Origin of the sequence: Macrococcoides caseolyticum, assembly GCF_002902665.1 — a bacterium.
Lineage (GTDB): Bacteria > Bacillota > Bacilli > Staphylococcales > Staphylococcaceae > Macrococcoides > Macrococcoides caseolyticum.
The window spans coordinates 1-11,765 of the sequence record NZ_PPRM01000019.1 but is presented as its reverse complement, the minus strand read 5'-3'; the positions used below and the strand labels follow the sequence as shown (position 1 = coordinate 11,765).

Annotated in this window: 13 protein-coding genes; 4 read left to right on the top strand and 9 right to left on the bottom strand. The window is 34.9% G+C overall.

Annotated features, from left to right (window positions below):
• Positions 1–48: 48 nt before the first annotated feature.
• Positions 49–366 carry a hypothetical protein gene (locus CD152_RS03925; protein ID WP_086038647.1) on the top strand — a complete coding sequence of 106 codons (318 nt, stop codon included), beginning with the start codon at positions 49–51 and terminating at the stop codon, positions 364–366.
• Positions 367–425: 59 nt separating this feature from the next.
• On the opposite strand, the gene panD is transcribed toward CD152_RS03925, so the two are convergent.
• Genes panD through panB form a run of 3 tightly spaced genes read right to left on the bottom strand, consistent with a single transcriptional unit; the run spans position 426 to position 2,470 of the window.
• Positions 426–812, bottom strand: coding sequence for an aspartate 1-decarboxylase (panD, locus tag CD152_RS03920; protein ID WP_086038646.1), 387 nt, complete (start codon positions 810–812; stop codon positions 426–428).
• The gene (gene panC / locus CD152_RS03915; protein WP_086038645.1) at positions 805–1,662 is read right to left on the bottom strand and encodes a pantoate--beta-alanine ligase; all 858 of its coding nucleotides are present in this window, start codon (positions 1,660–1,662) and stop codon (positions 805–807) included. Before panC ends, panD begins: the two co-directional genes overlap by 8 nt.
• A complete protein-coding gene (panB, locus tag CD152_RS03910) occupies positions 1,655–2,470 on the bottom strand; it encodes a 3-methyl-2-oxobutanoate hydroxymethyltransferase (RefSeq protein ID WP_101140618.1) in 816 nt (271 codons plus the stop codon). The genes panC and panB overlap by 8 nt, the downstream gene beginning before the upstream one ends.
• A gap of 89 nt (positions 2,471–2,559) precedes the next feature.
• Between panB and CD152_RS03905 the strand changes: the two genes are divergently transcribed.
• The gene (locus tag CD152_RS03905; protein WP_086038643.1) at positions 2,560–3,420 is read left to right on the top strand and encodes a ketopantoate reductase C-terminal domain-containing protein; all 861 of its coding nucleotides are present in this window, start codon (positions 2,560–2,562) and stop codon (positions 3,418–3,420) included.
• Positions 3,421–3,429: 9 nt separating this feature from the next.
• Here the strand turns inward: CD152_RS03905 and CD152_RS03900 are convergent, their stop codons facing one another.
• The 4 genes from CD152_RS03900 to CD152_RS03885 are packed head-to-tail and all read right to left on the bottom strand — an operon-like array spanning position 3,430 to position 7,445.
• On the bottom strand, positions 3,430–4,239 hold the full coding sequence (locus tag CD152_RS03900) for a Cof-type HAD-IIB family hydrolase (RefSeq protein ID WP_101040657.1): 810 nt from the start codon (positions 4,237–4,239) through the stop codon (positions 3,430–3,432).
• A gap of 26 nt (positions 4,240–4,265) precedes the next feature.
• Entirely contained in the window at positions 4,266–5,168 is a 903-nt protein-coding gene (gene thrB / locus CD152_RS03895) for a homoserine kinase (RefSeq protein ID WP_101140619.1), read from the bottom strand.
• Positions 5,168–6,229, bottom strand: coding sequence for a threonine synthase (gene thrC, locus CD152_RS03890; RefSeq protein ID WP_101140620.1), 1,062 nt, complete (start codon positions 6,227–6,229; stop codon positions 5,168–5,170). Before thrC ends, thrB begins: the two co-directional genes overlap by 1 nt.
• Before the next feature lies 1 nt (position 6,230).
• A complete protein-coding gene (locus CD152_RS03885; protein WP_101140621.1) occupies positions 6,231–7,445 on the bottom strand; it encodes a homoserine dehydrogenase in 1,215 nt (404 codons plus the stop codon).
• A 133-nt stretch (positions 7,446–7,578) separates the two neighbouring features.
• Between CD152_RS03885 and CD152_RS03880 the strand changes: the two genes are divergently transcribed.
• Together CD152_RS03880 and CD152_RS11730 are read left to right on the top strand one after the other, a co-directional pair.
• A complete protein-coding gene (locus CD152_RS03880) occupies positions 7,579–8,925 on the top strand; it encodes an aspartate kinase (RefSeq protein WP_103214425.1) in 1,347 nt (448 codons plus the stop codon).
• Between the two features lie 1,619 nt (positions 8,926–10,544).
• Positions 10,545–10,709 carry a transposase family protein gene (locus tag CD152_RS11730; RefSeq protein WP_146034097.1) on the top strand — a complete coding sequence of 55 codons (165 nt, stop codon included), beginning with the start codon at positions 10,545–10,547 and terminating at the stop codon, positions 10,707–10,709.
• On the opposite strand, the gene CD152_RS03870 is transcribed toward CD152_RS11730, so the two are convergent.
• Complete coding sequence (locus CD152_RS03870; RefSeq protein WP_101030779.1) at positions 10,706–11,056, bottom strand: hypothetical protein; 351 nt, start codon at positions 11,054–11,056, stop codon at positions 10,706–10,708. The two genes, CD152_RS11730 and CD152_RS03870, sit on opposite strands and share 4 nt — an antisense overlap.
• Positions 11,057–11,157: 101 nt before the next feature.
• The gene (locus CD152_RS03865) at positions 11,158–11,661 is read right to left on the bottom strand and encodes a hypothetical protein (RefSeq protein WP_086038633.1); all 504 of its coding nucleotides are present in this window, start codon (positions 11,659–11,661) and stop codon (positions 11,158–11,160) included.
• Between the last annotated feature and the right edge of the window lie 104 nt (positions 11,662–11,765).

Genomic DNA, 11,765 nt, shown 5'->3' with positions numbered 1-11,765 from the left:
TACATTGTATAGGGTTTCTTTGTATAATAAAATAAAGGAGTGGTGATAATGAGTAATGGACAAATTAATCTGTTTGATGACGTATTAAAAACCGATGAAAAATTTGTAATCGTCGTTCAAGGTGTCTATGAAAAGCATAACCAGATTATCAAGAAAATATTACGTGAATATCCTGGATTAGATCGTACTGCTATGATGCGATTATTCGACCATCTAAGGGATACATATCTCAATGAGCCATTTGAAGAAGACATGGTATTCTATGATATTACTATCTATACGAATGAAGATTATGCTGCTGATAATATCTTTGCGCATACAAAAAGACATCGCAATGATTCAGAATGGACGCATACAGCAAAATAACTGATACTGATCATCAAAAATGAGGTCAGGAAAATTCCTGACCTCTGACTTAATAAATCTTATGACATTACAATCATAGCTTCTTTTTCATGTAATAATTCAACAATCGTGTTGTTTTCATCCATAACTGCTACTTTAGGCACATGAATTCTTGCCTCTTCACTCGTCATAGTGACGTAACTCATAATGATTACAATATCCCCTTCTTGTACTAAACGTGCAGCCGCTCCATTCAGACAAATAACGCCACTGCCTCTTTCTCCTGAAATAACATAGGTCTCAAGTCGTGCTCCATTATTATTATTGACAATTGCTACTTTTTCATTCGGCAGAATATCAACAACATCCAAAATATCCTGGTCAATCGTAATACTACCTACATAGTTTAAGTTAGCTTCTGTCACACGTGCACGATGTATCTTGCCATTCATCATTGTTCTAATCATTATGCCCATCCTTTAATATAATATTATCAATCAGTCTAGCTTTACTGTATTTAACTGCGATTGAGATAAATACTTGTGAACCAATTGTATCAACTGGCTGCAATGAAGGATATGCATAAACTGCAACTTCATCAATACTTCCAGTTGTATGTGCAGCTAAATAAGATTTCACGATACTTTCCAGTTGCTCTGCATTTCTTTCCCCATTGTCAAACGCGTTTTTAGCTTCTTGTAAGCTTCTAAATAATGCAGTTGCCTCTTGTCGTTCATTGTCAGTCAGGTAAACATTGCGCGAACTTTTAGCTAAACCGTCCGCTTCACGTACAATATCTACACCAGTAATTTGAATATTGTGATTAAATGCTTCGACCATCGCTTCAATAATTGCTAGTTGTTGTGCATCCTTCTTACCGAAATAAGCTCTATCTGGCTGTACGATATTAAATAGTTTATTTACCACAGTTACAACGCCATCAAAGTGACCTGGTCTTTTGGCGCCTTCCAGCACTTCTGCCATTTCCCCTACATGCAGTGTTATGGGTAACGAAGGGTACATCTCTTCTTCCCCTGGATAGAATAAATAATCTACTGCATGCCTTGAAAGCAATGCCTCATCTTCATCAATTTGACGAGGATAGTCCGCATAGTCTTCATTTGGTCCGAACTGAAGAGGATTTACAAATACACTGGCAACAGCAATATCATTTTCCTGCTGTGCTTGTTTCAACAGTGTTATATGTCCGTCATGAAGTGCACCCATCGTCGGAACAAATCCGATTGTCTTTCCTTGCGCCTTCAATTCAGATGTCAGCTGCTGCATTTCTTTGATCGATGTAATTCTTTTAGTCATTAATGACATCCTCCATTACTTTAGCTTTATACGTATATGCTTCAGAAGGAAATTGTCCTGCCTTCACTTCTTCATTAAATCGTCTCAGTGCGTCAACACCTGTAGTGAAATCGCCAAATACTTTTACAAATTTTGCACGGTGTTCCTGTCCATATTGTAGAACATCATGATATACAAGCACTTGTCCATCCGTACCACTGCCAGCACCAATACCGATAACAGGTATATTTACTTTTTTACTTATCGCTTCTGCCAAATCACTCGGAATGACTTCCAGTACAATCATGATTGCTCCTGCTGCTTCCATACCCATACAGTCCTGTATCAATTGTTTTGCTTCATCTTTTGTCTTTGCCTGGACACTATATCCCATTATGCCGACTGATTGCGGTGTTAATCCTAGATGACTAACAACCGGAATACCAATTAGTTTACATCTTTTAATGAAGTCACCTAAGTGAGCTCCCTCTGCTTTAATGGCATTCGCACCACTTTCCTGATATAGACGCAGAGCATTATTCAAGTCCTGCGCTTCACTAATCCCGACACTTCCTATAGGCATATCTGCAACGATAAATGTATTCGGCGCGCCTCTTCTAGCTGCACGTGCGTGATGTATCATATCTGACAGTGTAACCTGAACGGTAGATTCATAGCCAAGAACAGTCATACCGAGACTGTCACCGACAAGTATCGTATCGATCTGTGCTGCTTCAACCTGCTTTGCACTCGGATAATCATATGCTGTCATCATTGTTATTTTTTCACCTAGTTGTTTCATCTTCAATAAATCTTGTGTTGTACGCAACTTCTTCACCTCAATAAAATTTCTAGTGCTATTATATGATTAATCGATATAATTGTATATATTAATCATTAAGTTTTAAGGAGTTCATTATGAAAAGACATGCAATCATTGGTGCAGGTGCAGTAGGTAGCATACTGTATCATTTATTAAGTTCCAATCAAGAATTAGAAATAGATGTTTTTGCTAAAGAAGAAAGAACGATCACCATCGAGTATAAAGGACAATTAATAGAACAGTCAAAAGAGACAAAAGTGTTCCCATCTACAGAAAAATATGACTGTATCTATATATGTGTAAAAGCAACCGCACTATCAAATCTCTTATTATCGATTAAAAGTATGTGCCATGCCGATACAATCATCATCCTCTGCCAGAATGGAATTTCTCAATCTGAATTGATACATCATCCACATACATATCATGCTGTTGTTTATATTAGCGGTCAGAAGAACGGTGACCGCGTCATCTTTTTTCAAGATAATACGCTGATTCTTCCAGATGAATCACGTCTTCAGCCACTCAAATTGATAACAGATCAATCACAGTTAAATATTGTACTGGATCCAAATCATGCAAAAAAACAATGGATTAAGTTGCTCGTTAATCTTGGTATTAATTCGATCACAGCATTAACTAAAAATACAGCACAAGTACTGGAGGTGCAAGAAATCTATACACTGACCGAACAATTATTAGAAGAAGGTGTAACGATTGCATCACATCATGGTATAGATCTGCCAGAGGATATCATAGCTACAATTATGTCCATCTATAGCGCATATGATGCATCAATGGGAACGTCAATGTATTACGATGTTATTAACGGTCAGACAACAGAATACGAATATATCCAGGGCTATTTAAATGAGCTGTCAACAAAGTATCAGCTGTACACACCACTTTTAAACATCATCACATTACTTCTTAAAGGATACCAATATAAAAAGTAACCTAATTGGTTACTTTTTTAATATATATTCTTCTATTATTTGTGCGATACCATCTTCATCATGACTAAGTGTGATGACATCTGCAACTTCTTTAATCGTAGCATTCGCATTTCCCATCGCCACGCCAAGTCCTGCAAATTCAAGCATATCTTTGTCATTATTGCTGTCACCAAATGCAATAATTTCTGACTGATGAATTCCAAACTGCTCAGCCAGTCTTCGCAACACTTTACCTTTTGACACATTTCGATGCATAAATTCAAGGAAAAACGGCTTTGAAGTTGTTGCATGGATATCGTCACCGAAACTCCCAGCAAGCTGCTTATTTAATGCCTGAATAAGTTCTATGTTACCGACACCCATTACTTTAGGGACATCTTCACTTATAACATCTCGCAAGTTGTCTACTTTAATCATCTCTAAACCTGTAAGTTCGCCTTCTACTTTTTCATAAGCTGACTGACCCTCATAATAAATTTTATTTTCCTTGTATGTCAGTGCCATTACCCTTTCTTTTCTTAAGAACTGCAATATTTCATTGAACTCCGAATGTTCAACATATGTTGCATCTACAACTGTACGGTCATTCATCCTTGTTATAACAGCCCCGTTATAGCTAATAATATAGGATTGATGTGTGTCCAGCTGTAATATTTCTGCTGCATCTATCATGCCACCTGTCGGCCTGCCGGATGCCAGCACAACCATAGCACCATTATTCTGTGCCTCTATCAATGCCTTGATCGTTGAAGGCAGTATTTCGTTCCTAGATGATAGTAATGTATCATCCATATCGAGTACTATCAGTTTATAGTTCATTTTCTCACTCCTAAAAATTGATAGTATTAGTTTACCATACGACCTTCTTTTTCATAGGTAATTACACCTTCATGATCGGGTTCTATGCTTTTTACGTCACAGTCGGGTAACTTTAGTAGATTGAAACGATTTTCATCGTATTGCTTAGGATGAGATACAATAAAGATCGATGGCCCTGCCCCACTTAAAAATGCAAAGCAGTCCTCGGTGATAACATCTTTCACCATCTGATAATGTGGCACTAGGTGTGCACGATACTGTTCGTGATAAAGATCACTAGTCATCATCTTCCCCATTGTCTTATAATCTTCAAAATATAGTGCTGCTATAAGCATATTTCCTATTGCACCTGCACGCACTGCATCTTCAAACGATATGTGATTCGGAAGGACATTTCTTGACGCTTCAGTTTTCAGTTCATAATTAGGAATTACAACCATGATCGGCCACTTAATCACAGGAACATCTAATGTTACCGTTTCATCGGTTACATTATTATAATATCCTGCAACAATACCACCTTTAATACTCGGTGCAACATTATCTGGATGTCCTTCAATTCGAGAGAGTATACGAATACGTTCTTCTCTCGTTAAATTTAATTGATAGAAATGATTGATAATTTCAAGACTTGCAATGAGTGCTGAACCACTACTTCCCAGGCCACGCGCTAATGGGATATCAGAATACATTATAACTTTAAACTTTTTTTCTTCTAGATTAAACTGCTGCATAAACAGTCGACACATTTTTCTGATATAATGATCATCATTATCATCCAGTTCAGATAGTACATCACCGAGATGCTGAATTTCCCAGTTTTCACTTTCTTCTACTTCAAGTTCAAGATAGATGTTTACAGCCATACCGATCGAATCAAATCCTGGCCCTAAATTTGATGTTGACGCTGGGACTTTTATATATAGCATTATACTCGCTCCTCAATGTATCTAATAATCGCTGATTCATCGTTCTTCAGTACAGCAGGCTGGATTTCAATTGAATCAATCGCCGTCTGCGGGTCTTTAAGCCCATTTCCCGTTAATACTGCAACAATCGTCTGCCCCTTTGACAGCCGACCTTCACGTTTTAACTTTAACAGACCAGCGATACTTGCATTGCTGCCTGGTTCAGCAAAGATACCTTCTTTCTTTGCAATTAAATCATATGCTTCTAGTATCTCATCATCTGTTACAGCACCTATCATGCCTTCCGATTCATCGCGTGCTGCTTCTGCGAGCCTCCAGCTTGCTGGATTTCCGATACGAATCGCAGTAGCAATCGTTTCTGGCTGCTCGATAATACGTCCTTTTACAATCGGTGCAGCACCTTCTGCCTGGAAACCATACATTTTTGGTAAACCAACGTTATGATTTGCATCATATTCTTTAAACCCCTTCCAGTATGCCGAAATATTACCAGCATTTCCAACAGGAATCGCTAACACGTCTGGAACTTGTCCAAGCTGTTCAATTACTTCAAAAGCAGCTGTCTTCTGACCTTCTAGTCGATATGGATTAACGGAGTTTACTAGTGCGATATCATCACGTTTTTCTGCAACATGTCTTACAATCTTCAATGCTTCATCAAAGTTACCTTCGATAGAAACGATATCAGCTCCATAAACGATTGCCTGAGCCAATTTACCCATAGCAATCTTCCCTTCCGGAATAACTACAATCGTTTTCATTCCGGCTCTTGCAGCATAGGCAGCTGCTGAAGCTGAAGTGTTTCCCGTAGAAGCGCAAATGACAATTTCTTTCCCCTCTTCTTTAGCTTTTGCTACAGCCATTACCATACCGCGGTCTTTAAATGAACCTGTAGGATTCGCACCTTCATATTTCACATATACTTCATTTTCAAGAACCTCTGAAAGATGAGCACAATGTATCAATGGCGTACCACCTTCATTTAATGTGAGTTTCGGTGTTGCCTCACTTACGGGTAAAAAATGCTTATATTCTACGATTAACCCTGACCATCTGTTCATTCTATACACCTTCAATTCTATAAGTTTTATAGTTTAATTGCTGTTCTTCTAGATATTCATAATTTACTTCTCGGTCTGTTTCAATTGCAAGCATGCCATCCCTTACAATATGTCTTTCAACTGAAATTTCATTCAGTATTGCTTCAATATTACTATCTGCATACAAATCGATAATCAAAAGTAAACAAGAAGGCTGTTCACGCGTCTCCTGCTTAATTTCAAGATGCAGCGGCAAGTTGTGAAGTTCTGTCCCTATGAGTTCTATTACGTTCAGGATATCACTGACAACAGCACTTCCAGTTGCAAGACTACCGGCTCCTTTACCGTAATACATTGTATCTCCAACAGCATTTCCAACAATGTAAATTGCATTATATTCGTATTCGACATGCGATAACTGATGATCAGATGGAATACACATCGGTTCTACACATAGCGATACATCATCACCATTCATGACACCACTACCAATCAATTTAATGCGATATCCAAAAGCTTTGGCAATATCGATATGCGATAACTTCACTTCTCTAATCCCTGTATATCGGCAATCCTCAAGTTTTCTGAATTGATTAAAGGCAAGATAGCTCATAATAGTTACTTTTCTGGCAGCATCTATACCCTCTACATCTGCTGTAGGATCTGCTTCAGCAAAACCTAATTCTGTAGCAACTCGTAATGCTTCTTCATAAGATTGTCTTTCATGTGTCATCTTACTCAATATAAAATTAGACGTTCCGTTGAATATTCCCATAAACTTGCCGATACCGTTCGCGTTCAAACCATAATTCAAGGCATTCACCACAGGAATACCTCCAGCGATACTGGCTTCATATTTTAAAGAGACACCGTTATTATGTGCCGCTTGCTCCATCTCTTCTAGATGCTCTGCAAGCAGATCTTTATTAGCTGTAATTACATGCTTCTTCTGATTCAATGCATAGAGTAATATCTCTTTCGTATTTTTTATTCCACCCATTACTTCAACATACATATCTATCGTAGCATCATTTTTGATATCTTCTATATCATCAGTGAGTTGATAATGTGCGGTCTCGATACTTCTTGACTTTGTTACATCAGAAACAAGTATCCATGTAATTCGAATATCGGTATTCAACTTCTCTTTTATCTGTTCATGGTTCTCCTTAAGGATCTGGACGACACCTGTACCCACCGTTCCTAGACCTAATAATGCAATATTAATTTGTTTCATTATCTCACTCCTGATTATGTATTTACTGAGAATACAAATGTATTCTTGAAAAGGATTCATAAATATAGTATAACTAAAACAACAGCAATGTAAAGATAAAATAACAATAACATTAAGCGAAATGAGTGATTTCATGAAAGTTTGTAAATTCGGCGGTTCAAGTGTCGCTGATGCTAAACAGATTAAAAAAATACTGAATATTATTAATAATGACGCAACCAGAAAATACATTGTCGTATCTGCACCTGGAAAACGTCACAATAAGGATGTTAAAGTTACAGATTTGCTTATTGCTCTGGTAGAAACTGTTACATATAGAAAAGATTATCAGGAGCTCATCGCACAAATACTTGAACGATTTCTACAAATAGAACGAGATCTGAACATACGTCACTCATTAATCGAGACTTTCCGTACTCAGCTCAATGACTATATTGTGCGCTATCAAAATCAGTCCGAGCGACTGACAGATGCTTTGAAGAGCTGCGGAGAAGATTTCAACGCGCAGCTTATAGCAAGATGCAACAACGAACTAGGAATAATGACGACTTATTTATCTCCAGGAGATATTGGGCTTATCGTCAGTGATGAACCCTCTAATGCCATCGTATTAGAAGAAAGCTATGAAAAAATAAAAAATAATCTCGCTCATACTGAAGGCAAAGTAATCATTCCTGGATTTTTTGGTGTTAATGAGAATGGAGATATCAACACCTTCTCTCGTGGAGGCAGTGATATTACAGGAGCAATTATCGCCAGCAGTGTAAGCAGTGATGTCTATGAGAATTTTACAGATGTATCAGGTATTTTCTCAGCAGATCCCAATATCGTTGATCATCCTGCTTCAGTTATACAGTTGACATATGAAGAAATGCGAGAACTCTCCTATGCTGGTTTCAGTGTGTTTCACGATGAGGCATTACTTCCTGTCTATCGTTCTCAAATACTTGTAAACATCAAGAATACGAACGATCCAGATCATCCAGGAACACTTATTACGAATACAAGACAATCTACAGGTGTCGTTGGTGTAAGCTGTGATACAGGGTTTGCTAGTATTAATATGAAGAAATATTTGATGAACAGAGAAATTGGATTTACACGTCGTCTCTTATCAATTCTAGAAGATATGAATATTTCATATGAACACATGCCTTCTGGAATCGATGATATTAGTGTTATATTACGCGCCCATCAGCTTGAAGGAAAGGAAGTAAAGTTACTAGAAAAAATAGAACAGGAATTAAAAGTAGACGCTCTTTCAATAGAAAAGAATATCGCAATACTGATGGTTGTAGGTCTAGGTATGAAAACACTTGTAGGTACCGCTAATAAAGCAACAGAGGCATTTAAAGCTCACAATATCAATTTAAAGATGATCAATCAAGGCTCATCAGAAATTAGTATGATGTTTGGTATCGAGGAGAAAGATGCAGACCAAGCGGTACTTGCCGCATATGAGGCATATTTTACGCATTAACAAAGCGCATATATAGAGGAACTGATTCCAATTAAGTGTAAAGGTCTATAGTTATATTTCTATAGACCTTTTACTAATATCGATACCGACATCAATAACAACATTAATATTAGTATTATTTTACTTTTCTTTGTGAAATGTTCTGAAATAGCTATTAATATTGACCAAGCTATCATTATAACAGGAAGAACAATATTTAATGATGCATTAAAATAAACTTTGCATACAATAGCTAAAATAAATACGATAGTGCAACAAACATATATAATATTATTTTTCATTTCTAAATACCTCACTCTATATTTTTAGTATATTTGCAAGATACTTCAAATTTTGTTTGATGTAAATAGTTTTTATTGAATTTTAAGAATATTTTAAAATTTAAATAGTTTTTTCAATAAAGACGATTGTTTTTTATCTTCTCTTAAGTCAGTATAAAAACTTCCTGTTTTATTATCACTATCAACATTCATACTAGTTGTATTGTGTTCACTATCTTCTTTCACTTCTTTTAATTCAACTTCGAGTGCTTTGATCTTATCATTACTTTGCAATTGCAACGACTGTTTGTTGACTTAACAAGCGTTGTTGTTCATTTAGCGTGTACACTTATTAGACAAAATTGAACAAAAAGAAAAAGCTAATCACAATGAACATCTTTTGTAAGCTGATGGTTCAATTACCGGATTTTATTTTTACAAATAATATATAAATATAAAAGGACTGTGAGTCAATTTACAGTCCTTTTATTATTATTATTGCAGACATTAATAGCAGTATTGAAACTAATATTATTTTGCTCTTCTTTTTAAAGCTTTCTGATAATAATATGAGTATAGCCCAAGACATCATCATAGCAGGAAGAACGATATTCGAAGAAACATCAAAAAAACTTTTAATATAATCGCTAAAATAATTATGGTACTACAACAAATATATATGATATTAATCTTCATTAGTGAATACCCCATTCTAGTTATTTATATTTGTAAGATACTTCAAATATGATTGTAAGTAAATACTTTTTATGAATTATTGCGGTATACTCAAAGTATACAAGTTAAATAAGAACAAAAAATAACTAATCATATTAGATTAACTATTTTTAATTATAAAGTTTCATTAAATTTAATCATAATTTAGAACAAATTGATAGATGAAGTATTAAAAACATTTAAAATTTGATTATGTGAATTGGTACAACAATTTTAGACCACATTCTTCATTATAGTATTTAACATCAGTGGCGTTTAAAAATTTACACATGAAAAGTGTCTAAGAAACTGTTGCTATTTCAATTTTTACGGTTTAGAAATAGCACTGAGCGAAAAATAATACAAGGGCAATGGAACTTAGTGAAATTGTAGCGTTTACCCTTGTATTACTTTTTCTAGTTGAACACCAGTTGGATCTTTCACTGGTAGTGAAACTTCGGTGCTAGTCTAAGTAGTTAAAAATTATATAAATTCGGTAAAAGCACGTGAGTGTTTGAAAAAACTTTAATTAAAAAGGAACTTATCTTCAGATAAGTTCCTTCAATGCAAGGCATCAATGCAACATATTTTACTGATATTTGTTAGTTATATCTATTTCTCCTAGTGACATCAAGAGAAATAGACATGTTCGTTAATGAAGATGTCTGTTTCTTTATTAGTTATGCGATCTTACGACACGTAGATTTTTTAAAGACTTTTGAAATCAAGCGTTCATTAAATACTAAAGACTGTCCATATGATAACGCTGTTGCAGAAGCAATGATGAAACTGTTGAAATTTCATAATTAACTTCTTTTATGTGGATTATCATCAAAATTATAGTTTATATTTTTAAACTGTTCTATAACTTTTCTTTTTTCTAACTTTCCGTCTTTAATATCTATAGGGCTGTATACTGTAGGATCAAAAACCTTACATCCATTTTTAATCCATTCTGCTCTCCATAATTGGTGTGACTTTTCTACAGCTTCTTTATCATTTAAAGCCTCATAGTTAATGCTTGGATTATCATAATCATCAACACCATATTCAAAACCACAACAAGCACATATGACATTGCTACCCGCAAAGTCTTCGTAATATGGAGTTTCATCTAAATCTAGGTAACCACAAACACAACAAGTAAATATATTCATATTATTCACCTACTGTTTATTAAAATATAAAATAACCCTATTATTTTTCAAGTAAACAAATGCAAGATGTTAATGAAGTTTTATATGTTCTATGCTTCTTTTCATATACTACTCCAAGTCCACAATACATTTGTTACAAATATTACTTTTTCTTTGTCTTTTCTTATGTAATAAAGTATATCAAATTTATCATTTTCATCTAAATTAGTATAATCTACAAAGTTCATTTCTGTTATAGAAACCATGCGTGTGAACTTCAAACCAAATTTACTTTCTATTTGTTTGAGATAATTAGGAATTTTTCCTGAAGCTTCCTGCCTGAGGTTTAAATTAAAATCATTACTATCGTCACTTATAATTATATGACTATCCAAAATATTTAGTTCATCTATCACATACATAAAATTTGCATCCTTTGGAATAGAATGTTTAGTATTTTCAATTAGAACATTGATAATTTGATATTCTTTCCCATTGATATCTTCATTCATAAAACCTATTTGCGGAACGTATAATTCTATATATCCATTATATTTAATAAAATTTTCATGATAATTATCCAAGGTTGATTTAAATATTTTCTTAAGTCCTCTATGTTTTTTCATATACTCTCACCTTTTATAATTTTATTCTACCTTTTATAATATTTCTACATGACAATAAACCTATTTTATACCATTTTAGCAAATTATGTTAAACTATATTATAA

Bases quoted from the DNA above. Each gene is read 5' to 3' on its own strand.
- CD152_RS03925 (WP_086038647.1), top strand. From the start codon at position 49: ATGAGTAATGGACAAATTAATCTGTTTGATGACGTATTAAAAACCGAT.
- panD (WP_086038646.1), bottom strand. From the start codon at position 812: ATGATTAGAACAATGATGAATGGCAAGATACATCGTGCACGTGTGACA.
- panC (WP_086038645.1), bottom strand. From the start codon at position 1,662: ATGACTAAAAGAATTACATCGATCAAAGAAATGCAGCAGCTGACATCT.
- CD152_RS03905 (WP_086038643.1), top strand. From the start codon at position 2,560: ATGAAAAGACATGCAATCATTGGTGCAGGTGCAGTAGGTAGCATACTG.
- CD152_RS03900 (WP_101040657.1), bottom strand. From the start codon at position 4,239: ATGAACTATAAACTGATAGTACTCGATATGGATGATACATTACTATCA.
- thrB (WP_101140619.1), bottom strand. From the start codon at position 5,168: ATGCTATATATAAAAGTCCCAGCGTCAACATCAAATTTAGGGCCAGGA.
- thrC (WP_101140620.1), bottom strand. From the start codon at position 6,229: ATGAACAGATGGTCAGGGTTAATCGTAGAATATAAGCATTTTTTACCC.
- CD152_RS03885 (WP_101140621.1), bottom strand. From the start codon at position 7,445: ATGAAACAAATTAATATTGCATTATTAGGTCTAGGAACGGTGGGTACA.
- CD152_RS03880 (WP_103214425.1), top strand. From the start codon at position 7,579: ATGAAAGTTTGTAAATTCGGCGGTTCAAGTGTCGCTGATGCTAAACAG.
- CD152_RS11730 (WP_146034097.1), top strand. From the start codon at position 10,545: ATGTTCGTTAATGAAGATGTCTGTTTCTTTATTAGTTATGCGATCTTA.
- CD152_RS03870 (WP_101030779.1), bottom strand. From the start codon at position 11,056: ATGAATATATTTACTTGTTGTGTTTGTGGTTACCTAGATTTAGATGAA.
- CD152_RS03865 (WP_086038633.1), bottom strand. From the start codon at position 11,661: ATGAAAAAACATAGAGGACTTAAGAAAATATTTAAATCAACCTTGGAT.